This is a genomic window from Yersinia rohdei ATCC 43380 (genome assembly GCF_000173775.1).
GTDB classification, from domain to species: domain Bacteria; phylum Pseudomonadota; class Gammaproteobacteria; order Enterobacterales; family Enterobacteriaceae; genus Yersinia; species Yersinia rohdei.
Genome location: NZ_ACCD01000007.1, coordinates 122464 through 146944 on the forward strand (window position 1 = coordinate 122464; position 24481 = coordinate 146944).

A 24481-nucleotide genomic window follows, 5' to 3' on the forward strand; every position below is an offset into this window, starting at 1 on the left:
TGGTCGATAAATTAGCAAGTTAAGATAGACATACAGCATTAACCAAGGCGTTCTATCATTGTTTCTTATAGATCAAATATTACTCATAGATAAAATTATTGCGGTAATAAGATATGTTTTGTATGAGAAATAGTCTCAATGGGCTTGTTTTGTGATTGGAGTCACAATTTTAATGTATTTGAAATCATGATTTCTTTTGGCAAAGTGACTGTCATCACGAAATAGTGTGCCAATTTTGAGTAAAGTGATCCTTTGTACCTCCCTATAACATCTTTCATGAAAGAGGAGTCTCACACATGGCTAAATCCGACGTTTTTCACTTGGGCCTAACTAAAAGCGACCTGCAAGGGGCGACTCTGGCTATTGTTCCAGGTGATCCACAACGTGTTGAGAAAATCGCTAAATTGATGGATAACCCAGTACATCTGGCTTCGCATCGTGAATTTACCTCATGGCGTGCAGAGCTGGATGGCAAAGCTGTGATTGTCTGCTCAACAGGTATCGGCGGCCCATCAACCTCTATCGCAGTTGAAGAATTGGCGCAATTGGGTGTTCGGACTTTCCTGCGTATTGGTACGACCGGTGCTATTCAACCAAATATCAATGTTGGTGATGTATTAGTCACAACTGCAGCAGTGCGTTTAGACGGTGCCAGCTTGCATTTCGCGCCGATGGAATTCCCCGCCGTAGCTGATTTTGCCTGCACTACAGCATTAGTTAATGCTGCTAAATCTATAGGTGCCACCACTCACATTGGTGTCACAGCGTCTTCAGACACCTTCTATCCGGGGCAGGAACGTTACGATACCTTCTCTGGCCGCGTAGTTCGCCGTTTCAAAGGCTCTATGGAAGAATGGCAATCTATGGGCGTGATGAATTATGAAATGGAATCTGCCACTTTACTGACCATGTGCGCTAGCCAAGGTCTACGTGCTGGGATGGTTGCCGGGGTCATCGTAAACCGCACCCAGCAAGAGATCCCGAACGAAGAAACGATGAAAGCGACGGAAAGCCATGCAGTAAAAATTGTAGTCGAGGCAGCCCGTCACTTGCTGTAATGCCTGTAGGTCAAAAGAATAGAGTTGAAAGGAATACAGTTGTTAGGTTTATTGTTGACGGGTCAGTTTACTGGCCCGTTTTTTATTTTATCGTTTTATCTGTTAATGTCGTAACTCTTATAATGGACAATAATAAGAGGAAAACATGACGACACCTGCTCTAGCTCATCCTTCCCTGCTGCCACTGGATGGTGGTATTAACTTTCGTGATCTCGGTGGTAATGTAGTTGCGGATGGCCGGCGTATTAAACGCGGGTTATTGTTTCGTTCAGGTTCACTTGACCGTTTGAGTGCCAAAGATTGTGACTTGCTCAGCAGTGGCTCTGTTGCTCAAATTCTTGATTATCGAGATGCTGATGAAGTCCAAGCCAAACCCGATGTTGTATGGCATGGGGCCAGTTATCACAATATTCCCGCCAACCCGCTTAGCAGCGACGTCAATGCCAATCTGGAAAAGCTAACTAATGAGACGTTAGCCACATTTGATGCTCGTGCTTTCATGCTAGAGCTTTATCGACGGTTACCTTTTAACAATCAAGCCTACAAACAGTTAGTCAGTTTGCTACAAAATAGCGTTTCGCCCGCACATGCTGCCACAGGTGTGGTTCAGCATTGCGCCGTTGGCAAAGACCGCACAGGTGTAGGTTCTGCTCTGGTGTTGTTCGCATTGGGGGCGGATGAATCAACAGTATTGGAAGATTATCTGCTGACTGAAACAACACTGGCACCTTTTCGGGAGCATATGCTGTCTGAGCTGGCGCTAAAACTAAATGCTCAGGCGTTAGAACAATTCGCTTTTGTGCTATCGGCCCGAGAAGAGTTTATTCAGACCGCACTACGTAGTATTCAAGAGCGTTATGGTAGTCGCGAGCATTGGTTACAACAAGAATTTGGCCTGAGCCGCACTGAATGTGAAAAATTGCAGTCATATTTCTTGGAGTAATTATTGCCTACCGGCCATTGCTCTAATTTGTATGTTATGGAGCTACTATTAGGTAGCTCTTTGTTTGATAACATTTGTTGTTTGATAACCAATGTCTATTTTCCGTTTTAACGCCGTGACGATAGCCCCAATAGGTACTCCAATAGCTCACCTCGTTATGGCTTGCTCGGCACATTTCCCCGCCAATCAACCTTTTCAGCAACCTGACGAATTACCACTAGGTCGCTATTTTTAACCGCTTAATGATGTAGGCCACCGCTTAACCAGTTCGCTGATATTTCTCTTGGGGCCAAGCGTATGTTAACGCCTGACAAATTCCCTGGAGAGAATGCTCATGCAACATGCGATTACCTTTGTTATCGCTTCCGCGTGTATCCTTACTATCTGCTACCGTTTATACGGTATCTTCTTTGTTCGTAAGGTTCTGCGCGTCGATGACAGTGAAATAACACCTTCCCACACCTTCGAAGATGGCAAAGATTATGTTCCAACAAAAAAATGGGTGAACTTTGGTAGCCACTTTGCAGCAATCGCTGCGGCTGGTCCCTTAGTTGGCCCGGTATTGGCAGCCCAATATGGTTATTTACCTGGTTTCCTGTGGTTACTGATTGGTTGTGTTATCGGTGGTGCCGTTCATGACACCGTTGTACTGTTCGCTTCCATGAAACATCAGGGGAAATCCCTGTCAGAAGTGGCTAAATCAGAACTCGGGCCGGTAGCTGGCTGGTGTACCGGTCTGGCGATGTTGTTCATTATCACCATTACCATGGCCGGGTTATCGATGGTTGTGGTACATGCCCTGGAACGTAACCCGTGGGGTACTTTTGCGGTATTCATGACAATCCCTATCGCTATCTGCGTTGGATTATGGGAACGCATGACTGGTAGCCTGAAAGGGGCTTCCTATGTTGGTATTGTCGCAATCATGGTATGCGTGTTTGTCGGCCCTTATATTGAAGGCACCTGGCTTGGCGAATGGTTAATGCTAAAAGCAGATACCGTCAGCATTATTTTGCCGATGTATGCTTTCTTCGCGACTGCACTGCCTGTATGGATGCTATTAACACCTCGTGGTTATCTTTCTAGCTTTATGAAAATTGGTGTATTTGGCGCACTGATTGTTGGTGTCGTATTTATTAACCCTGAGATTCAATTCCCAGCAGTAACACAGTTTATTCATGGCGGTGGCCCTGTTCTGGCAGGCCCAGTCTGGCCGTTTATCTCTATTACTATTGCCTGTGGTGCTATTTCTGGTTTCCATGCTTTTATCGGTTCAGGTACTACACCAAAACAGATTGATAAATGGAGCGATATTTTACCCGTCGGCTTTGGCGCAATGCTGGCCGAATGTATGGTTGGGGTTATGGCCCTGATCGCTGCTACGTCTTTGCATCCTGCTGACTACTTCGCAATTAACTCATCCGCTGAAGCCTGGAGCATGCTTGGAATGGATGTGGTTAACCTGCCAAAACTGAGCCAGGAAATTGGTCTGGACTTGTATGGCCGTACTGGTGGTGCAGTTACTTTGGCTGTCGGTATGACGGATATCTTCATCCGTGTACCTTGGTTTAGTAGCCTGGCTGCTTACTTCTTCCAGTTTGTTGTTATGTTTGAAGCCGTATTTATTCTGACAGCTGTTGACTCTGGTACTCGTGTTGCTCGCTACCTGTTGCAAGATTTCTTAGGCGATATCTGGGCACCACTAAAACGTACTGATTGGTTGCCTGGCACATTGGCTTGTAGTGTTATTGCTTGTGCGCTGTGGGGATACCTCCTCAACTCGGGTGATATTAACTCGGTCTGGGCTCTGTTTGGTGTATCAAACCAGTTAATGGCTTCTGTTGGTTTAATTATTGGCGCCACTATTATTCTGCGTCTGGCAACCAAACGTGTTTATATGCTGACCTGTGTTATTCCACTGGCTTATCTGTTTGTGACTGTAAACTATGCTGGTTACTGGATGATAACTCACGTGTATTTCAACTCAGCGGCGAAAGGTTACAACTTATTCAACGGCATCATTTCTATCATCATGATGACACTGGGTGCCATTATCCTGATATCAGCACTGAAAAAATGGCGTGAACTGTGGATTCGCAGATCAGCCGAAATGGCTGGCAATAAAGTAGCAACTGCCAACGCCTGATAATTCAACTTTGTTGTGTTAGTTCGTTAAAACGGTCGGAATATTCCGGCCGTTTATTTTTTGTTGAGCCAAAATGCCGACACATTGCGTATGCTAATGGTTACTTTATTGATAACAGGAAAATACCTGTGACCCTGAATGACGTCATTACTGTTACCCTCGATTTTGTTCGTGCACATGAAACATGGGCCATACCTATTGTGTTTATTCTCGCTTTTGGTGAGTCGCTCGCTTTTCTTTCCCTACTCTTGCCTGCAACAGTCATTCTGCTCGGATTAGGTGCATTAATCGGTGAAAGCGGTATTTCTTTCTGGCCGATTTGGGCCGCTGCTGTGGCGGGTGCATTTTTCGGTGACTGGATCTCTTATTGGGTCGGTGACCATTACAAGGATCGCGTTGGCACCTTGTGGCCACTTTCCCGCAATCCTCAGTTACTGGTTCGCGGTCATGCATTTTTTGAGCGCTGGGGGTTCTTTGGCGCATTTATTGGGCGTTTCTTTGGCCCATTGCGCGCAGTCGTTCCCTTAGTTGCTGGCATTTGCGCCATGCCAAAGTTTTATTTCCAATTGGCTAACATCACTTCTGCCATTGTTTGGGCATTTGGCATTTTGGCTCCCGGCGCATTTGGTATTCAGTGGCTTTCCCACTGGATTGACTAACTATGCCAGAGCAAATGAACAGTCACCGATGTTCTATGGCTGACAGTTTTAGCCTATTTTCCGCCAATAAAATAAGCACTTTTTGATTAACATATTACTTATGCGCGCGGCTTCGCAAGATGACATGTAACGGAAAAACACTCTGGACATCCATACAGTATCCCCTTACCTTGACTGACAATAGGTTAATGGGGAGATAACCGTGGATATCAGTTTATTTTATGGGCTGGGAGGCTGCCTACTTGGTGGGCTTATTGGCTGGTTGATTGCCAGCTTGTTTCAGCAGCGAAATAAAGCACAACAAGATATTGTGCAGCGCTTACTGGAGCAGGAATTACAGCAATCTCAGCAGAATACGGCAGAGTTGCAGGAAATTTTGCAGCGTAATGAACAGCAATTGCGACAAAATGAGTTGGAACAACGCAATTTACATAGCCAGTTAGCGGCAAATGCTGAAAAGCTTCAACAATTGGTTCATTGGCGCAATGAATGTGAACAACTTAATCAAGAGCTGCGTGCTCAGCGGGAAGTCAATAGCGCGCAAGAGGCTGAACTGCGCGAGGTGACAATCCGCTTGGAAGAAACTCGCCTGGCCGCAGAAGAAAAGCAACGTTTACTGCTTAATAGCGAGCAACGGCTGACCACTCAGTTCGAAAACCTGGCAAATCGCATCTTTGAACAAACTGGTCGCCGTGCGGACGAACAGAATAAGCAAAGTCTGGATCGTTTATTGCTACCTTTGCGGGAACAACTGGATGGTTTTCGCCGACAGGTTCAGGATAGTTTTGGTCAAGAGGCTCGCGAGCGTCATACACTGACCCACGAAATCCGTAGCCTGCAACAGCTCAATGCTCAAATGGCGCGAGAAGCATTGAACCTGACAAAGGCCCTCAAAGGAGATAATAAAACACAGGGAAACTGGGGTGAAGTGGTGTTGGCCAAAGTGCTCGAAGCTTCAGGTCTACGCGAGGGCCATGAGTATCAAACCCAAGTTAGTGTAAAAATTGATGGCAATAGCCGCATGCAGCCGGATGTCATTGTTCGTTTGCCTCAGGGCAAAGATGTCGTTATTGACGCAAAAATGTCGCTGGTGGCCTATGAGCGCTATTTTAATAGTGAGGATGATAACGAACGTGAAGCGGCATTAAATGAGCATTTATTGTCGCTGCGAACCCATATCAGAATGTTAGGCCGTAAGGATTACCAGCAACTTCCCGGCTTACGTTCACTTGATTATGTATTGATGTTTATCCCAGTAGAACCGGCCTTTCTGGTCGCAATAGATCGCCAGCCAGAATTGATCAGCGAAGCACTACAACACAATATTATGTTGGTTAGCCCGACCACACTGCTGGTGGCTTTACGGACTATCACTAACTTATGGCGCTATGAGCACCAAAGCCAAAATGCGCAACGTATTGCGGATAGAGCAGCCAAACTCTATGACAAATTGCGCTTATTTGTTGATGATATGGAGTCATTAGGGCAAAGCCTAGATAAAGCCCAACTAAGTTATCGGCAGGCAATGAACAAACTGTCCCAAGGCCGTGGTAACCTGATAGGGCAAGTTGAAGGTTTTCGTACTCTGGGGGTCGAGGTTAAACGGCCTATTAGTCCATCATTGGCAGATAAAGCCTGCATGGAAGATCAACCAGAGGGCGATTTAGCACTATCTGATGATGTGGAAACTGAGAACAACGATTCTACACCGCTGAAGTATCAGGGTTAGTTGCATACTTCTCTTCTGTATGATGTTGAGAAGATTGCGATTAAGCAGTTATCTTAGTACCAGGTGAGATGGGGATTTCATCGGAGTTCTGGTACACTTCCTCGAAAGATTGACTGAAAAGCAGGCAGAGAAAATGGTAGATCAGGAGAAGGAAACCACTCATTTTGGTTTCCGCACCGTAGCCAAAGAACAGAAAGAAGGCATGGTGGCAGAAGTTTTTCATTCCGTAGCCGCTAAATACGATCTGATGAATGACCTGATGTCGTTCGGTGTTCATCGTATTTGGAAGCGTTTTACCATTGACTGTAGCGGTGTTCGACGCGGTCAACGGGTATTGGACTTGGCGGGTGGTACCGGCGATTTGACCGCCAAGTTTTCTCGCTTGGTAGGTGAGCAGGGCGAAGTCGTTCTGGCTGATATTAATGAATCTATGTTGCGTATGGGCCGTGAAAAGCTGCGCGATAAAGGGATTGTAGGTAATGTCAGTTATGTGCAGGCTAATGCTGAGGCCTTGCCTTTCCCTGATAATTACTTCGATTGCATTACTATTTCATTCGGTTTGAGAAATGTAACCGAGAAAGAAAAAGCGCTGCGCTCGATGTTTCGGGTATTAAAACCAGGTGGGCGTTTGTTAGTTCTCGAGTTCTCTAAACCGCTACTGGCTCCTTTGAGCAAAGCCTATGATGCATATTCTTTCCATATTTTACCTAAGATTGGTGAGCTTGTAGCACAGGACTCCGAAAGTTATCGCTATTTGGCGGAATCTATTCGGATGCATCCTGACCAAGAAACACTGAAAGGTATGATGATAGATGCTGGGTTTGAAAACGTAACTTATTCCAATTTAACCGGTGGTATTGTTGCGTTACATCGGGGCTTCAAGTTCTAACAGGAATATGGCTATGCCACTAAAATCACTGATATTTAAGCCCTTGTCACTAGAACCTTTTTTGCTGTCGCCGCTAATAGCAGCAGCTATAGAAACTTCACTAAATAGTGTGTTATTTCGTGATAAAAGCATGAAAACTGCGCGTTTACGCTTAGCAGGTAAAGTTTTGCGTATCGAGTTACGCGAGATAAGTTTTCCTCTGCTATTAGTCTTTAGCGAACAGCAGATAGATGTTTTAAGTCAATGGGATGGTGAGGCAGATTGCATAGTGAAATCGGAAGTTGCTGTGTTGGCAAAACTGCGTGACCGCCAGCAACTTTCACCACTAATGCGTAGTGGTGAATTGATTGTCGAAGGTGATATTCAGGTAGTTCAACAGCTTGTTGCTCTATTGGATCTTGCTGAGTGGGAACCCGCCGAATGGCTGGCACCTTATATTGGTGATATTGCTGCGGAATCCATTGGGCAGGCAGTACATAAAAGTCGTCGTTTTCTGAGTAAGCAGTTACGACAGCAACAACATTATTTAGCTGAAGCAATAACTGAAGAGTGGAAAATGGCTCCGGCTCCGCTGGAAGTAGTGTGGTTTAACGAAGAAGTTGACGCTACCGTCCGTGCCACTGAAGCTTTAAGCGCCAGATTGGCAATCATGGAGACAAAACAATGACGCCAGGAGAACTTCGGCGCCTGTATCTAATTATTCGGGTTTTCTTAAGCTATGGGCTGGATGAATTAATCCCGAATATACGTTTGACGTTACCATTACGCATTGGCCGCCATCTATTTTTCTGGTTGCCTAATCGTCACAAAGATAAGCCGATTGGTGAACGTCTACGCCTTGCCTTGCAGGAATTAGGGCCTGTCTGGATCAAGTTTGGGCAGATGATGTCTACGCGCCGTGATCTCTTCCCTCCGGCAATTGCCGATCAGCTGGCTTTATTACAAGATAGAGTTGCGCCATTTGATGGTGCGCTGGCACGAAAACATATTGAAATAGCGATGGGAGGGCCGCTCGAAACATGGTTCGACGACTTTGAGCAGCAAGCTTTGGCCTCTGCTTCCATTGCGCAAGTACATACGGCACGTTTAAAAGAGAACGGTCAGGAAGTTGTACTTAAAGTTATTCGCCCCGATATCTTGCCGATTATTAAAGCAGACATCCGTTTGATGTACCGATTGGCTGGCTGGGTACCTAAGCTTTTACCCGATGGCCGCAGATTGCGCCCACGGGAAGTCGTACGTGAATATGAAAAAACACTGCTTGATGAGTTGAATTTGCTACGAGAAGCTGCGAACGCAATCCAATTGCGTCGTAATTTTGAAAATAGCCCAATGCTCTATATTCCTGAGATCTATTCAGATTATTGCCGAGAAAGCGTCTTGGTAATGGAACGTATTTACGGCATACCGGTATCTGATATTGCTGCTCTGGAAGACCAAGGCACTAATATGAAGCTGCTGGCTGAACGTGGGGTACAAGTTTTCTTCACTCAGGTTTTTCGTGACAGTTTTTTCCATGCAGATATGCATCCTGGGAATATTTTTGTCAGCTACGAACATCCCCATGACCCACTTTATATCGGTATTGACTGCGGTATTGTCGGCTCGCTGAACAAAGCAGATAAACGTTATCTTGCTGAAAACTTTATTGCTTTCTTTAATCGAGATTATCGGCGAGTTGCTGAATTGCATGTCGATTCCGGTTGGGTTCCCCGTGACACGAATGTTGAAGATTTTGAGTTCGCTATACGTACCGTCTGCGAGCCTATTTTTGAAAAACCACTCGCTGAAATATCATTCGGGCATGTTTTGTTAAACCTCTTTAACACTGCACGCCGCTTTAATATGGAAGTACAACCCCAGTTGGTTTTGCTACAGAAAACGTTGTTATATGTTGAGGGCTTGGGGCGTCAGCTTTATCCCCAACTTGATTTGTGGACGACGGCTAAACCTTTCCTTGAAAGCTGGTTAAGAGACCAAGTTGGTCTGCCTGCTGTTATCAGGGCTTTGAAAGAAAAAGCACCATTCTGGGCAGAGAAATTTCCTGAGTTGCCTGAGCTGGTTTATGACAGCTTGCAGCAGCATAAATTATTACAGCAAAGTGTTGATAAACTTACGACACAGTTGCAAGGACAGCAACAACGGCAAGGTCAGTCACGGTATTTGTTCGGTGTTGGCGCTACACTATTAGTTAGCGGTACCATTTTGTTTTTGGCTGATGCGGTAGAAATCTCAACGGGATTTATTGTCGCTGGAGCATTGGCTTGGTTTATTGGTTGGCGACGAACCAGTTAATGACTTAATTGCTGAATTATCTTTGAGTAGACTATTGCGCGGCTATTGGCGATGTAAGAGTTGTTAAAGAATTCCCTTGTTTGGTCAAGAAGCTATGCGCTAGTTCAAAATGCGGTAAGTTAGATAGGTATTCACAGAGGCTATATGACGTATAATGCCTCTATGGAATAACCCTTGAATATAGAGGTGAATGTAATGGGTGGTATAAGTATTTGGCAGTTATTGATCATTGCCGTGATTGTTGTTCTGCTGTTTGGAACCAATAAACTGCGGACGTTGGGGTCAGATCTGGGTGCATCTATCAAAGGCTTTAAGAAAGCCATAGGCGATGAGCCACAAACACCTCCGACTAATGTTGATAAAACCAGCAATGATGCTGATTTTGCAAAGTCGATTGCTGAAAAGCAGCAGCCGGTAGTTAAAGCTGAAGAGTCTAAGAGTCACGACAAAGAGCAGGGATAAGCTGTGTTCGACATCGGGATTAGTGAACTGTTGCTGGTGCTTGTTATCGGTCTGGTCGTCCTTGGGCCAGAACGGTTACCAGTTGCTGTAAGAACAGTTGCAGGTTGGATTCGTACTTTGCGTTCACTTGCAGCAACTGTGCAAAACGAATTAGCGCAAGAGCTTAAGATTCAGGAGTTGCAAGATAGCCTGAAGAAAGCAGAACAGGCCGGTTTGCAGAATCTGACACCTGAACTGAAAGCCTCAATGGATGAACTCAAAGAGGCTGCTGAAGCGCTGAAACGTTCTTATCATTCTGACATTGGCTCGGAAGCACCACACACGATTCATAATCCGCTAGTTACTGAACCGGAAGCGATTCATGATGGTGTTACACCAGCAGAGTCCGCAACTCAGGCTCAGGCATTGCCTCAAGCTCCGAGCATTGATATTGATAAAGCGAGCACTTCGTCAGCAGTTGGCGCTGCTCCTGATAGCGATGTGAAACCTATGACTCAGGTTGAGGCATTTTCTGCGTCTATCCCTCCTGTAGATAGGGAGCCGGTACCTGTTACGAATACTCCCGTAGCTAAGGCACAAACTGCCACAGTTGATACCCATAGCACCGATTCACTCAGTGCTGAACAACCTCGAATTCACCAACCTGGCGGCGATCGGTAAACATGGCTGTTGATGATACCCAACCCCTTATTACTCATTTAATAGAACTGCGTAAGCGGCTATTGAATTGCATCATCACTATTTTAGTGGTTTTTTTTGTATTGGTTTTTTTCGCCAATGATATTTATCACCTGGTTTCAGCACCGTTGATCAAACAACTGCCTGTTGGCTCCAGTATGATTGCTACAGATGTTGCATCGCCGTTTTTTACCCCGATTAAATTGACCATGATGGTCTCGGTGTTTGTTTCAGCTCCGATGATCCTTTATCAGGTGTGGGCATTTATCGCCCCTGCGCTATATAAGCATGAGCGCCGTCTGATGGTTCCACTGCTGATTTCCAGTAGCTTCTTATTTTATCTGGGTATGGCATTTGCTTATTTTATTGTTTTTCCGCTAGCTTTTGGTTTTTTTGCCAAAACAGCGCCGGAAAGTGTGTTAATCGCAACGGATATCACCAAATATCTTGATTTTGTTATGGCGCTTTTTATGGCCTTTGGTATTTCTTTTGAAGTTCCGATTGCGATAATTCTTTTGTGCTGGACAGGGGTGACCACACCTGAAGCATTGAAGAAAAAACGGCCTTATGTGTTTGTCGGTGCTTTTGTTGTTGGCATGCTTCTCACGCCACCGGATGTGTTGTCACAGACATTATTGGCAATCCCAATGTATCTGTTATTTGAACTGGGTCTATTCTTCGCTCGTTTTTACACTGGCAAAAAACGCCGGGCAGATATTGATGAAGAAGATGAAGAAGACGTCGATAACCAGCCGAAAGAGTCCTAAATCTCTCTCAAGTTATAATCTATCCCAATAGAGAAAAAGGCTGGGTAATGAGAGTAGCTAGCACATCGGTAACTCGAATGATGGCAGATATGTGATTTGATGTTTTAGCCGCCCATCAGGGCGGCTTCTGTTTGGGACGGTTCAATGTTTGATATCGGTGTGAATTTAACCAGTTCACAATTTGCAAAAGATTGCCCTCAGATTATTGCTGCTGCACAAGAGGCTGGGGTTACCGGTATGCTAATTACCGGTACTGATGCGCAAGAAAGCCAGGCAGCACTGGATCTTGCCATGACTTACCCTGGTTATTGCTGGTCAACTGCCGGTGTTCACCCTCACCATGCCAGTTGTTGGGATATGTCGGTCGAACAGACAATCAGGGCATTGTCTGCCAATACTTCAGTGGTTGCTATTGGCGAGTGTGGGTTGGATTTCAACCGCAACTTTTCGACTCCAGCAGAACAAGAAATAGCCTTTACTGCGCAACTGGCATTAGCCGCCGAGCTTTCTTTGCCTGTTTTCTTACATTGCCGCGATGCTCACGAGCGTTTTATTGCTCTGCTTTTACCTTGGTTAGATAAAATCCCCGCCGCTGTTGTACATTGCTTTACTGGAACTGCCGATGAGTTAGATGCTTGTCTGGCATTGGGCGTATCTATTGGTATCACCGGCTGGGTTTGCGATGAACGCCGAGGTCTGGAACTAAGAGCGTTACTGCCGCGCATTCCTGTTCAGCAATTGTTGTTAGAAACCGATGCCCCCTATTTATTGCCAAGGGATATATATCCTAAACCGGCATCGCGTCGCAATGAACCCCGATTTCTGCCTCATATCGTCCAGCAGGTTGCTGTCTGGCGACAAGAAGACCCTAAATGGCTGGGACAGAAAACTGATGAAAACGCCCGCCGGATTTTCCGGTTGGTTTGAGTTAGGAGAACAATATGAGCTATGCATTCCCGGGCACCTTTCCTGGTCGCCGTATGCGCCGTGTGCGCCGTCATGATTTCAGCCGCCGGCTGGTCGCTGAAAACCAGCTGACAGTCAATGACCTGATTTATCCGGTGTTTGTCATGGAAGGAAATAATCAGCAGCAAGCTGTTGCGTCCATGCCAGGTGTCTCGCGCATGACAATTGATCTGTTGGTGAAAGAGGCAGAGGCAATTGCTAAGCTTGGGGTTCCAGTCATATCGTTGTTTCCAGTCATTGAATCAGGTCTGAAATCATTGCATGCGGAAGAGGCCTATAATCCGAATGGTTTGGTACAACGAACTGTGCGGGCTTTAAAAGACGCGGTACCAGAATTAGGTATTCTTACCGATGTCGCCCTCGATCCCTACACTACCCACGGACAAGATGGTGTAATTGATGCTGATGGCTATGTTATCAATGACATAACCAAAGAAATTTTAGTGCGTCAAGCTTTGTCACATGCAGAAGCGGGTGCTGAGATTATCGCACCGAGCGACATGATGGATGGCCGCATTGGCGCTATTCGCGATCAGTTAGAGCTGCAAGGATGGGTAAATACGCAAATCATGGCGTATTCCGCTAAATATGCCTCTTGTTACTATGGCCCATTCCGCGATGCTATTGGTTCCAGCAGTAATTTGAAAGGTGGGAATAAAAAAACCTATCAAATGGATCCGGCCAACAGCGATGAAGCTTTGCAAGAGATTGCTCAGGATTTGCAAGAAGGTGCTGACATGGTGATGGTCAAACCTGGGATGCCTTATTTGGATGTGGTACGGCGGGTAAAAGAGACTTTTGGCGTGCCGACTTTTGCCTATCAGGTTTCTGGCGAGTATGCGATGCACATGGCTGCTATCCAAAATGGTTGGTTGCAAGAGAAACCGACGGTGATGGAGTCGCTGTTATGCTTCAAACGTGCTGGTGCAGATGGGGTATTAACCTATTTCGCTAAGCAAGTCGCCCAATGGTTACATGACGATAAAATGCAACCATAGCTCTTTGAGTCTTCATCATAGGGTAGGTACGGCTGTACCTACCTCGATTTGTTGTTACACCGAATTATGACTGTTTTTCGAACTGACGATTATCCAGGCTTTGCAGCACTTGGCTATTGAGCATATTCAGCAGCAGCATGGAACGGGCTTCGCCATCGGGTTCGGTATAAATTGCCTGTAATCCGGAAAAAATACCTTCCGTAATTGTCACTACGTCGCCAGCAACAGGCACTTCCGGGTCAATGATTTTATCCGCAGTATGGGATTGCATCTCGGCGATAACAACCGCCGGAATGACCGCGGGCTGCACACCAAATCGGACAAAATGGCTGACACCACGGGTGGCGCTGATTGTTGTGGTGTGAATTTGTTCTGGATCAAAGGCGATAAATAGATAGTTAGGGAATAGTGCTTCTGTTGTTGCAATTCGTTTGCCGCGCACTATTTTTTCGATAGTCACTATCGGTGTCCAGCACTTCACCTCTTGCCGCTCTAAATGCTCTTTAGCGCGTAACAGTTGACCACGTTTACAATATAATAAATGCCAGTATTTCATAATTTCGCATGCCTTTAGATACTGCTCGGCAGCATAGCAAAAGTGCCGGTATTTAGACAGTCAGGAAAAATACATCATTTATAACCTGTTGTTTATTATATAAAGAGAACGTTTAATTTGTATCGGCAGAATAATATTTGCATTAATAATCGTGGATGGCAGGGAGCGCCATGATATTTTTTGATAGGGTCGGTCTTCATTTTTAACAAAAAGACAGCAACTGCTATAAAGACAGCCTATAATGGCGCATCACATAGCCGCCGAAATGATCAGCATGAAATACCGTGACTTACGTGACTTCCTCTCGTTACTGGAACAGAGGGGGGAACTTAAACGTATTAGCCAGCCTATTGATCCCTATCTGGAAATGACAGAAATTGCCGATCGCACCTTACGTGCTGGCGGCCCTGCATTACTTTTCGAGAATCCTAAGGGCTACAGCATGCCAGTGCTGTGTAACCTGTTTGGTACCGCCAAGCGGGTTGCCATGGGGATGGGGCAAGAAGACGTCAGCGCACTGCGGGATGTTGGTAAGCTGTTGGCTTTCTTGAAAGAACCCGATCCTCCGAAGGGATTTCGTGATTTATTCGATAAACTGCCGAAATTTAAGCAGGTTTTGAATATGCCAACGAAATGCTTAAGCTCTGCACCTTGCCAAGAGCAGGTCTGGGAAGGTGATGATGTCGATCTGAGCCGAATTCCGGTCATGCACTGTTGGCCAGAGGATGCTGCTCCCCTGGTATCTTGGGGATTGACGGTAACCCGTGGGCCGCATAAAGAGCGGCAGAATCTGGGTATCTATCGCCAACAAGTGCTGGGCAAAAACAAATTAATTATGCGCTGGTTATCTCACCGTGGTGGCGCTTTAGACTATCAAGAATGGTGTGAGGCGCATCCCGGAGAACGTTTCCCAGTGGCCGTTGCGCTGGGGGCTGACCCTGCGACTATTTTGGCCGCGGTAACGCCGGTGCCGGATACGCTGTCTGAATATGCTTTTGCGGGTTTATTACGTGGGCATAAAACTGAAGTCGTGAAATGTCTTTCCAGCTCTCTTGAAGTTCCTGCAAGTGCAGAAATTGTATTAGAAGGATATATTGAGCAGGGTGAGATGGCACCGGAAGGCCCTTATGGCGACCATACCGGTTATTACAACGAGATTGACAGTTTCCCGGTCTTTACCGTCACCCATATTACCCAGCGCAAAGACGCGATTTATCATTCAACTTATACTGGCCGCCCACCGGATGAACCGGCGGTGATGGGGGTTGCGCTGAATGAAGTCTTTGTTCCTATTTTGCAAAAGCAGTTCCCAGAAATTGTTGATTTCTATTTGCCGCCAGAAGGCTGTTCATACCGCCTGGCAGTAGTGACCATCAAGAAACAGTATGCCGGTCATGCGAAACGCGTGATGATGGGCGTTTGGTCGTTTTTGCGCCAGTTTATGTATACAAAATTTGTTATTGTTTGTGATGATGATATTAATGCACGTGATTGGAATGATGTCATTTGGGCAATTACAACCCGGATGGATCCCGCCCGCGATACCGTGTTAATTGAAAACACACCAATAGATTATTTGGATTTCGCCTCACCGGTTTCCGGTTTGGGATCGAAAATGGGGCTGGATGCCACCAACAAATGGCCTGCTGAAACACCGCGTGAATGGGGCCGTCCAATTAAAATGGATGAAGAAGTCCGTGCTCGCGTTGATGCTATTTGGGACGAACTCGCCATTTTCAGTGACAAAGAAACGCAACGCTAACCGGCGTCGTTCTTGTCCTTGGTTTTGCATTTGATGACCCGACAGAGGGAAGGCATGACAACTTTAAGCTGTAAAGTAACCTCCGTAGAGGCCATTACCGATACGGTGTACCGGGTGCAATTGGTGCCTGCATCTGCATTTTCTTTCCGTGCTGGGCAGTATTTGATGGTCGTAATGGACGAACGTGATAAGCGCCCATTCTCTATGGCATCCACGCCGTTGCAGCAAGATTGTATTGAGCTGCATATTGGGGCTTCAGAGTTGAATCTGTATGCCATGGCGGTGATGGACAGAATCCTGAAAGAGAAAACGCTGGATGTGGATATTCCTCATGGCGAGGCGTGGTTCCGTGAGGGCAGCAACCGCCCGCTGATTTTGATTGCCGGTGGCACTGGTTTTTCCTATGCGCGTTCAATTTTATTGGCTGCGCTAGCGGAACGTTCTGACCGCGAAGTTGCCATTTATTGGGGCGGGCGCGAAGCAGTACATTTATATGACTTAAGTGAACTGGAAGCACTGTCGATTAAATATCCACAGTTGAAAGTTATTCCTGTGGTCGAGCAACCAGAAGAGGGTTGGCGTGGTCGCACCGGGACAGTTCTGAGTGCCGTGCTGCAAGATTATGGTTCTCTGGCAGAGCAAGATATTTATATCGCCGGCCGTTTTGAAATGGCTAAGATTGCTCGCGAGCGTTTTTGTGCAGAACGAGGCGCGCAAGAAGCCCATATCTATGGCGATGCTTTTGCCTTTATCTGAGTCGCCGCTTTGATTCAGCATAAAAAAACCCGCCCCTGACAGGCGGGAAAGCAACAACTAAACATCTTATAGTGCGGTTATAAGGGTCTGAATTCAGGCCCTTAAAATTTTTCAGGTTAAAATCTTCGCAAGTTATACGCGTTCAAAAATGGTCGCGATACCTTGGCCTAAACCGATACACATCGTCGCCAATCCGAATTGCACGTCGCGGCGCTCCATCAGATTAAGCAATGTGGTAGAGATTCGCGCCCCAGAACAGCCCAATGGATGGCCTAATGCAATAGCGCCCCCATTCAGGTTAACTTTGTCATCCATACTTTCCAGTAAACCCAGCCCTTTCAAGCAAGCCAGTGATTGCGCAGCAAATGCCTCATTTAATTCAAATAAACCAATATCTTCTAGTTTTAGTCCGGCCCGTTTTAAGGCCAGTTGGCTGGCAGGGACTGGGCCATATCCCATAATCGACGGGTCACAACCCACCACCGCCATAGAACGAATACGAGCGCGAGGCGTTAAACCTAATGATTTTGCTCGGGATTCACTCATGATAAGCATGGCAGATGCACCATCGGAGAGTGCTGATGATGTTCCTGCTGTCACTGTGCCATTTGCCGGATCAAAGGCCGGGCGCAGGGCGGCCAAACCTGCCAGATTGGTTTCTGGGCGAATGACTTCATCAAAATCAAAGCGTTTTAATACGCCATCGGCGTCATGCCCATTAGTGGCGACGATTTCATTAGCAAAATGACCTGCTTGTGTCGCCGCATAGGCCCGTTGATGGGAGCGGACAGCAAATTCATCTTGTGACTGGCGACTAATATTATGGATTTTTGCCAGCATTTCGGCAGTTAACCCCATCATTCCCGCCGCTTTCGCCACAGTGCGGCCCATACCAGGGTGAAAATCTACGCCGTGATTCATTGGCACGTGGCCCATATGTTCCACACCACCAATCAAACTGACTTGAGCATCACCAACCATGATAGCTCTGGCTCCATCATGCAGCGCCTGCATCGATGAGCCACACAGGCGGTTAACTGTAACTGCTGGAACGCTATGTGGGATTTCTGCCAGCAAAGAAGCATTGCGGGCAATATTAAAGCCCTGCTCCAGTGTTTGCTGCACACAGCCCCAATAAATATCATCAATTTCAGCAGCATTCAGCCCCGGATTGCGGCTCAAAACGGCCCGCATTAAATGCGCGGAGAGGTCTTCTGCTCTAACCTGACGAAATGCACCACCTTTGGAGCGGCCCATCGGCGTGCGGACGGCATCAATAATGACTACGTTTTCCATTTTTTCAGACCTCATGCCGGTTGACTGGTAGAAACATCAAGCAGCGCTGCTGCCACGGGATAATAAGTTTCGTTATGTTCAGCTTTCGCTCTCAGCCCCGCAGGGACGTGATACAGCGCACCAAGGTGGACATAGCGCTGTGCCATTTCGACATAATTTGCACTGCCGATGGTATCAAGATAGCGGAAGACGCCGCCGTGGAATGGCGGGAAACCAAGACCGTAAACGAGCGCCATATCCCCTTCAGCCGGGCTGGCAATAATGCCTTCTTCCAGACAGCGCACGACCTCATTGATCATTGGGATCATGGTGCGGGCAATAATGGCGTCGTCGCTGAATTGCTGCCTTGGTTGGCTGACAGCAGCCAGCAGCACATCGACTTGCTCGTCATTCTCTTTGCGCGGTTTGCCCTTGGCATCCTGAGTGTAACGATAGAAACCTTGACCATTTTTCTGGCCAAACCGTTGATTATCAAACATAACATCAACAGCATCGCGATAATCTTTGTCCATCCGGTCTGCGAAACCCACTGCCATCACGGCTTGTGCATGGTGCGCGGTATCAATGCCCACCACATCTAATAGATAAGCAGGGCCCATTGGCCAGCCAAATTGTTTTTCCATCACTTTATCAATTTGACGGAAATCAGCGCCATCTCTGACTAACATGCCAAACCCTGCCAGATACGGGAATAAAACGCGGTTAACAAAGAAGCCAGGGCAATCATTCACCACAATTGGGGTTTTACCCATTTGCGTGGCGTATGCCACTACGGTAGCAATAGTTTTATCTGAGGTTTTTGTACCACGGATAATTTCAACCAACGGCATCCGATGCACCGGGTTGAAGAAATGCATACCGCAGAAGTTTTCTGGGCGTTTAAGTGATTTAGCTAATTGATCGATTGGAATGGTTGATGTGTTAGAGGCTAAAACTGTGTCTTCGCCAATCAGTGTTTCCACTTCCGCCAGGACGGCGGCTTTCACTTTTGGATTTTCCACCACCGCTTCCACAATAACTTGTGCGCGTTCAATGCCGGCGTAATCCAGTGTTGGTTGGATGGTCGCTAAAATATTTGCCATTTTCAGGCCATCTATTTTTCCGCGTTCCAACTGCTTATTCAGTAGCTTGGCCGCCTCATTCATCCCCAGAGTCAGCGATGCTTCATTAATATCTTTCATTATGACCGGTACTGCTTTCAGTGCCGATTGATAGGCAATCCCGCCGCCCATAATCCCGGCACCCAGCACTGCGGCTTGTTTTGGCGCACTTATGCCTTTAGCGAGTTTTTTTGCTTTCCCTTTTACATACTGGTCATTAAGGAAAATGCCAACCAGTGCACGAGCTTCATTAGAGCCCGCCAATGGCACGAAACTGTTAGTTTCCAGTTTCAGGGCCTCGGCCCGACCCAATTTTGCGGCAGCTTCGATGGTTTTAACGGCGGTCAAAGGTGCTGGGTAGTGCTTCCCGGCCACTTGCATAACCATGCCTTTGGCAATGGTAAAGCACATGGTGGCTTCAGTTGGGTTGAGTTTGAGTGGTTCCAATTTCGGGCGGCGAGCGGCTTGCCAGTCAAGTTTTCCGTCAATGGCCTGTTTCAGCATAGTTAATGCCGCATCTGCCAGTTTCTCTGGTGCGACCACCGCATCAACCAACCCAATTTTTAGGGCATCTTTAGCAATAATATCTTTGCCAGCTGCAATGATTTCTAATGCGCTGTCTGCGCCTAATAACCGTGGTAAGCGAACTGAGCCGCCAAAACCTGGCATGATGCCGAGTTTGGTTTCCGGCAAGCCAATACGGGTTTCTGGTGAGGCAACACGAAAATCCGTGGCCAAAATACATTCACACCCGCCACCGAGTGCGTATCCATTGATGGCAGAAATGGTTGGCACCGGTAAGTCTTCCAAACGATTGAAAATATCGTTCGCGAAAACCAGCCATTGGTGCAGTTTTTCTGGCGGCGCATTAAACAGGGATAAAAACTCGGTGATATCGGCACCGACAATAAATGCGGCCTTGGCGGAACGCAGCAGCAACCCTTTGAGCTCGTTTTGTTTTTCCAGCACAGCCAGGGCTTCACCCAGATTGGCTACAGTTTTGGTATCCAGTTTATTTACTGAACCCGGTGCATCAAACACCAACTCGGCAATGCCGTTTTCCAACCAGTGAAGCTGTAGTGTTTCGCTTTGGTAGAGCATATCTATCTCCTGAATAAGCGCATGTGATCTGGTATGACCAGATATTCAGGAATTGTGGATATTTTGTTAATGAATTGCAAACTGGAGATTAATTTTTTGCAGTGAAGATCACAGTCGATCAGAAGGGATAATTGATTTTCATCATGTTTATTTGGCGAGTTTGCGCGGTTAAATATGCCATTTATTGCCGATGATAAGGTATTTGGCAGGTAGATTAGTTGTCGTCGAAACATGGCTTTGGCGACTATGATAAGATGAAAAAATTAAGTTCTAATAGCAAAGGGTACTGTGATGGAAACGCTGGCTTCTTTATATAACGAACATTTATCGACTCTACAACAGCGCACTCGCGAGGTGCTGGAGCGCCATCAGTTAGATGCTTTACTGATTCATTCTGGTGAGTTACAACGCATTTTCCTTGATGACCGCGATTATCCTTTTAAAGTTAATGCTCAGTTCAAAGCTTGGGTGCCGGTCACTCAAGTGCCAAACTGTTGGTTATGGGTCGATGGGGTTAATATGCCGAAGTTATGGTTTTATTCTCCGGTAGATTATTGGCACTGTGTTGAGCCATTACCCAATAGTTTTTGGACTAAATGGATTGATATCAAACCATTAGCGCATGCTGAGGATATTGCGCAGCAATTACCAGAACAGCGCGAACGCGTGGCCTATATTGGTTATGCACCACAGCGTGCTAAGTCCTTGGGATTCAGCGCCGAAAATATCAACCCACAGCCCGTGCTAGATTACCTTCATTTCTATCGCTCTTATAAAACAGACTATGAACTGGCCTGCATGCGCGAAGCGCAAAAGACGGCAGTCGCGGGGCATTTAGCTGCTCATGAGGCTTTCCAGTCTGGAATGAGTGAGTTTGATATCAATCTGGCTTATCTGATGGCGACGGGGCAGCGTGATACTGATGTGCCATACGATAATATTGTGGCGCTGAATGAACATTCCGCTGTGCTTCACTACACCACATTACAACATCAGCCACCGGCAGAAATGCGCAGTTTCTTGATGGATGCCGGCGCTGAATACAATGGTTATGCCGCAGACCTCACCCGCACCTATGCTGCTGATAGTGATAGCGATTTTGCCGCATTGATTAAAGACCTTAATGATGAGCAGCTTGCCCTGATCAAAACCATTAAAAGCGGTGAGCGCTATACCGACTATCACGTCCAAATGCACCAGCGGATTGCCAAATTGTTGCGTGTCCATAATCTGGTTACCGGTATCAGTGAAGAAGCTATGGTCGAGCAAGGCATTACCAGCCCATTCTTACCGCACGGGCTAGGACACCCTCTTGGGTTGCAAGTGCATGATACTGCTGGTTTTATGCAAGATGACAAAGGGACTCACCTAAGTGCGCCTGCCAAATATCCTTACTTGCGTTGCACGCGAATTTTGCAACCTCGTATGGTGCTAACCATTGAGCCAGGCCTGTACTTTATTGAATCTTTGTTAGCGCCTTGGCGTACTGGCGAGTTCAGCAAGCACTTCAATTGGGATCGTATTGATGCGCTGAAACCTTATGGTGGTATTCGTATCGAAGATAATATCGTTATTCACGATAATCGGGTTGAGAACATGACTCGTGACCTAAAGCTGGCCTGATGCAGCCTTACCTGATACCTGCTGCACCTGTGACCATCAGCGAAGAAATCAAGAAAAGTCGTTTTATCACCTTGCTGGCACATACCAGCGGGGTGAATGAAGCGAAAGATTTTATTCAGCAGGTCAAGCAACAGCATCCGACAGCCCGGCATCACTGCTGGGCTTTTGTTGCCGGTACCCCAACGGATTCACAACAGCTCGGTTTTTCCGATGACGGTGAGCCGTCGGGCACTGCGGGTAAGCCTATTCTGGCACAGCTTATGGGCAGCGGAATTGGTGAAATTACCGCCGTGGTAGTGCGTTACTACGGCGGGATTAAGCTGGGTACCGGCGGGCTCGTTAGGGCGTACGGCAGTGGTGTTCAGCAGGCGCTAAAACAGATTGAAGTAAAATATAAAGTCCCACAGGTAGAATATACTTTGCAGTGTGACTACGCGCAGTTGGGCATGGTAGAAACATTATTACAGCAGGTGGAAGGCCAGATTTTGCAGAGTGAATATGCACAACTCGTAACACTGCATCTCTCTTTGCCAGCAACGCAAGCCAGTCACGTCGGGGATAAATTGCGTGATCTCAGCCGTGGTACGTTGCAATTGACGCCCATTTCGCAATAATCCCCATCCAAGTGAATTGCTAAGGAACGTGCCGGAATGCATTTTCGTGCCATAACCCGTATTGTTGGCCTGTTGGTCATCTTATTCTCTGGGACAATGTTTATCCCCGGAATAGTGGCCCTGATTTATCGTGATGGTGCCGGCCGTGCCTTCAGCGAGACCTTTTTTGTTGCTCTGGCGATAGGCCTTCTGCTGTGGCTACCGAACCGCAAACAAAAACATGAGTTGAAGCCTCGCGAGGGTTTTCTCATTGTGGTGCTGTTCTGGACAGTGCTGGGCAGTGTCGGGGCCTTACCTTTCTTATTCTCTGAGCGGCCTAATCTCTCACTCACTGATGCATTCTTTGAATCATTCTCAGGGTTGACGACGACTGGGGCGACCACGTTAGTGGGGTTGGATTCACTGCCCAAAGCCATTTTATTCTATCGACAAATGCTGCAATGGCTTGGGGGCATGGGGATAATTGTGCTGGCGGTGGCCATCTTACCTATTTTGGGGGTTGGGGGGATGCAGCTTTATCGGGCAGAAATGCCAGGCCCGCTGAAAGACAATAAAATGCGGCCCCGCATTGCTGAAACCGCGAAAACACTGTGGCTTATCTATGTCTTACTGACCATTGCTTGCGCCCTTGCTCTATGGGGGGCGGGGATGTCGGTGTTTGATGCTATCTCTCACAGCTTCTCTACTATAGCGATTGGCGGTTTTTCTACTCATGATGCCAGCATCGGTTACTTCAATAGCCCAACGATTAACACCATCATTGGTATTTTTTTGCTGATTTCGGGGTGTAACTTCGGTCTGCACTTTGCGGTACTCAGTGGCCGCAGTTTAAAAGTTTACTGGCGTGATCCCGAATTTCGCATGTTTATCTTTGTACAATTGACGCTGGTAATCGTGTGCACCTTAGTGCTTTGGCAACATAGCGTGTACAACTCGGGGCTAGAAACGTTAAATCAAGCATTTTTCCAAGTGGTCTCTATGGCAACCACGGCGGGCTTCACCACGGACAGTTTTGCGAAATGGCCATTGTTCTTGCCGCTACTTTTATTATGCTCCGCATTTATAGGGGGCTGTGCCGGGTCAACCGGTGGTGGCTTGAAAGTTATCCGTATCCTGCTGCTCTATCTACAAGGTTCGCGAGAATTAAAACGCTTAGTTCACCCGAATGCCGTCTACACCATCAAACTGGGGCGGCGGGCATTGCCGGAAAGAATACTGGAGGCGGTCTGGGGGTTCTTCTCTGCCTATGCATTGGTATTCATTATTAGTATGTTGGCAATCATCGCGACGGGGGTTGATGAGTTTTCTGCTTTTACGGCAGTTACCGCAACACTGAACAATCTTGGGCCAGGTCTGGGGGTGGTTGCTGATAACTTTACTTCCATGAATCCGGCAGCTAAATGGATATTAGTGATAACCATGCTATTTGGCCGATTAGAAGTTTTCACCCTGCTGGTTCTTTTCACTCCTACATTCTGGCGTGAGTAATTCTGCATAAAGGAACATTGCTATGAACATACTGATACTTTACTCCAGCCGAGATGGCCAAACGAAAACCATCGCCTCTTATATAGCTAAGGAATTATCAGCAACGGCAACTTGTGAAATACAAGACTTGGCAGATGTGGCGCAAATCGACCTGAGCAAGTACCAGCAAGTGATGATTGGTGCCTCGGTGCGCTATGGGCACTTTAATCCAAGCTTAAATAAATTCGTCAACAAACATATTGCACAGCTGAATCAAATGCCCAGTGCATTCTTCGCGGTCAATCTCACTGCGCGTAAACCGGAAAAGCGTTCGCCACAAACTAATGCCTATGTCCGCAAGTTCTTGCTCAGCACACCTTGGCAACCGACATTGTGCTCGGTATTCGCTGGAGCACTGCGTTATCCACGTTATCGCTGGATAGATAGAGTCATGATTCAACTTATTATGCGGATGACGGGCGGCGAAACTGATACCAGTAAAGAAGTTGAATATACGGATTGGCAACAGGTCAGTAGTTTTGCTCAAGATTTCTCTGCGCTATCGTACGAAAAGTAACATTAATGACGGTTATCGCAGCAAATCGTTGAAATAAAA

Annotated in this window: 22 protein-coding genes; 19 read left to right on the forward strand and 3 right to left on the reverse strand. The window is 46.8% G+C overall.

Features of this window, described 5'->3' with window-relative positions; genetic code table 11:
- The first annotated feature begins 296 nt into the window (after positions 1 to 296).
- The 13 genes from udp to hemB all read left to right on the forward strand — a co-directional run bounded on the left by udp (position 297) and on the right by hemB (position 13590).
- Entirely contained in the window at positions 297 to 1058 is a 762-nt protein-coding gene (gene udp, locus YROHD0001_RS10620; protein ID WP_004714318.1) for a uridine phosphorylase, read from the forward strand.
- A 145-nt stretch (positions 1059 to 1203) separates the two neighbouring features.
- On the forward strand, positions 1204 to 2001 hold the full coding sequence (locus YROHD0001_RS10615) for a tyrosine-protein phosphatase (protein ID WP_004714319.1): 798 nt from the start codon (positions 1204 to 1206) through the stop codon (positions 1999 to 2001).
- A 334-nt stretch (positions 2002 to 2335) separates the two neighbouring features.
- Positions 2336 to 4147: a carbon starvation CstA family protein gene (locus YROHD0001_RS10610; protein WP_004714321.1), complete on the forward strand. Its 1812-nt coding sequence runs from the start codon at positions 2336 to 2338 to the stop codon at positions 4145 to 4147.
- 128 nt (positions 4148 to 4275) lie between these two features.
- Entirely contained in the window at positions 4276 to 4806 is a 531-nt protein-coding gene (locus YROHD0001_RS10605; RefSeq protein ID WP_004714322.1) for a DedA family protein, read from the forward strand.
- A 202-nt stretch (positions 4807 to 5008) separates the two neighbouring features.
- Positions 5009 to 6535: a DNA recombination protein RmuC gene (rmuC, locus tag YROHD0001_RS10600; RefSeq protein WP_004714323.1), complete on the forward strand. Its 1527-nt coding sequence runs from the start codon at positions 5009 to 5011 to the stop codon at positions 6533 to 6535.
- A 133-nt stretch (positions 6536 to 6668) separates the two neighbouring features.
- Positions 6669 to 7424, forward strand: a complete 756-nt coding sequence (gene ubiE, locus YROHD0001_RS10595; RefSeq protein ID WP_032816645.1) for a bifunctional demethylmenaquinone methyltransferase/2-methoxy-6-polyprenyl-1,4-benzoquinol methylase UbiE — start codon at positions 6669 to 6671, stop codon at positions 7422 to 7424.
- A 13-nt stretch (positions 7425 to 7437) separates the two neighbouring features.
- Positions 7438 to 8091 (forward strand): ubiquinone biosynthesis protein UbiJ, encoded by a 654-nt coding sequence (gene ubiJ / locus YROHD0001_RS10590; RefSeq protein WP_032816646.1) that lies wholly within the window; start codon positions 7438 to 7440, stop codon positions 8089 to 8091.
- Positions 8088 to 9719 carry a ubiquinone biosynthesis regulatory protein kinase UbiB gene (ubiB, locus tag YROHD0001_RS10585; protein WP_032816647.1) on the forward strand — a complete coding sequence of 544 codons (1632 nt, stop codon included), beginning with the start codon at positions 8088 to 8090 and terminating at the stop codon, positions 9717 to 9719. The genes ubiJ and ubiB overlap by 4 nt, the downstream gene beginning before the upstream one ends.
- A 195-nt stretch (positions 9720 to 9914) precedes the next feature.
- Positions 9915 to 10181, forward strand: coding sequence for a Sec-independent protein translocase subunit TatA (gene tatA / locus YROHD0001_RS10580; RefSeq protein WP_004714327.1), 267 nt, complete (start codon positions 9915 to 9917; stop codon positions 10179 to 10181).
- A gap of 3 nt (positions 10182 to 10184) precedes the next feature.
- Complete coding sequence (tatB, locus tag YROHD0001_RS10575) at positions 10185 to 10841, forward strand: Sec-independent protein translocase protein TatB (protein ID WP_004714328.1); 657 nt, start codon at positions 10185 to 10187, stop codon at positions 10839 to 10841.
- A 2-nt stretch (positions 10842 to 10843) separates the two neighbouring features.
- Positions 10844 to 11626: a Sec-independent protein translocase subunit TatC gene (gene tatC / locus YROHD0001_RS10570; protein WP_004714329.1), complete on the forward strand. Its 783-nt coding sequence runs from the start codon at positions 10844 to 10846 to the stop codon at positions 11624 to 11626.
- A 144-nt stretch (positions 11627 to 11770) separates the two neighbouring features.
- Positions 11771 to 12553, forward strand: a complete 783-nt coding sequence (gene tatD, locus YROHD0001_RS10565; protein ID WP_004714330.1) for a 3'-5' ssDNA/RNA exonuclease TatD — start codon at positions 11771 to 11773, stop codon at positions 12551 to 12553.
- Positions 12554 to 12567: 14 nt separating this feature from the next.
- Positions 12568 to 13590 carry a porphobilinogen synthase gene (hemB, locus tag YROHD0001_RS10560; RefSeq protein WP_004714331.1) on the forward strand — a complete coding sequence of 341 codons (1023 nt, stop codon included), beginning with the start codon at positions 12568 to 12570 and terminating at the stop codon, positions 13588 to 13590.
- A 64-nt stretch (positions 13591 to 13654) separates the two neighbouring features.
- On the opposite strand, the gene rfaH is transcribed toward hemB, so the two are convergent.
- Entirely contained in the window at positions 13655 to 14146 is a 492-nt protein-coding gene (gene rfaH, locus YROHD0001_RS10555) for a transcription/translation regulatory transformer protein RfaH (protein WP_004714332.1), read from the reverse strand.
- Between the two features lie 265 nt (positions 14147 to 14411).
- Here rfaH and ubiD point away from each other — a divergent pair, with 265 nt between their 5' ends.
- Positions 14412 to 15908 carry a 4-hydroxy-3-polyprenylbenzoate decarboxylase gene (gene ubiD / locus YROHD0001_RS10550; protein WP_032816662.1) on the forward strand — a complete coding sequence of 499 codons (1497 nt, stop codon included), beginning with the start codon at positions 14412 to 14414 and terminating at the stop codon, positions 15906 to 15908.
- A gap of 54 nt (positions 15909 to 15962) precedes the next feature.
- Positions 15963 to 16664, forward strand: coding sequence for an NAD(P)H-flavin reductase (gene fre / locus YROHD0001_RS10545; RefSeq protein ID WP_032816650.1), 702 nt, complete (start codon positions 15963 to 15965; stop codon positions 16662 to 16664).
- A 132-nt stretch (positions 16665 to 16796) separates the two neighbouring features.
- On the opposite strand, the gene fadA is transcribed toward fre, so the two are convergent.
- Positions 16797 to 17960, reverse strand: coding sequence for an acetyl-CoA C-acyltransferase FadA (gene fadA, locus YROHD0001_RS10540; protein ID WP_004714335.1), 1164 nt, complete (start codon positions 17958 to 17960; stop codon positions 16797 to 16799).
- Positions 17961 to 17971: 11 nt separating this feature from the next.
- Positions 17972 to 20161 (reverse strand): fatty acid oxidation complex subunit alpha FadB, encoded by a 2190-nt coding sequence (fadB, locus tag YROHD0001_RS10535; protein ID WP_004714336.1) that lies wholly within the window; start codon positions 20159 to 20161, stop codon positions 17972 to 17974.
- Between the two features lie 291 nt (positions 20162 to 20452).
- On the opposite strand from fadB, the gene pepQ reads away from it, so the two are divergent.
- From pepQ to hemG, 4 genes are read left to right on the forward strand one after another with little or no spacing between them, the layout of a single operon-like run.
- The gene (gene pepQ / locus YROHD0001_RS10530; RefSeq protein WP_004714337.1) at positions 20453 to 21784 is read left to right on the forward strand and encodes a Xaa-Pro dipeptidase; all 1332 of its coding nucleotides are present in this window, start codon (positions 20453 to 20455) and stop codon (positions 21782 to 21784) included.
- Complete coding sequence (locus YROHD0001_RS0117735) at positions 21784 to 22398, forward strand: IMPACT family protein (protein WP_032816652.1); 615 nt, start codon at positions 21784 to 21786, stop codon at positions 22396 to 22398. Before pepQ ends, YROHD0001_RS0117735 begins: the two co-directional genes overlap by 1 nt.
- 36 nt (positions 22399 to 22434) lie before the next feature.
- Positions 22435 to 23886 carry a Trk system potassium transporter TrkH gene (gene trkH, locus YROHD0001_RS10525; RefSeq protein ID WP_004714338.1) on the forward strand — a complete coding sequence of 484 codons (1452 nt, stop codon included), beginning with the start codon at positions 22435 to 22437 and terminating at the stop codon, positions 23884 to 23886.
- 22 nt (positions 23887 to 23908) lie between these two features.
- On the forward strand, positions 23909 to 24442 hold the full coding sequence (hemG, locus tag YROHD0001_RS10520; RefSeq protein ID WP_004714339.1) for a menaquinone-dependent protoporphyrinogen IX dehydrogenase: 534 nt from the start codon (positions 23909 to 23911) through the stop codon (positions 24440 to 24442).
- The last annotated feature ends 39 nt before the right edge of the window (positions 24443 to 24481 follow it).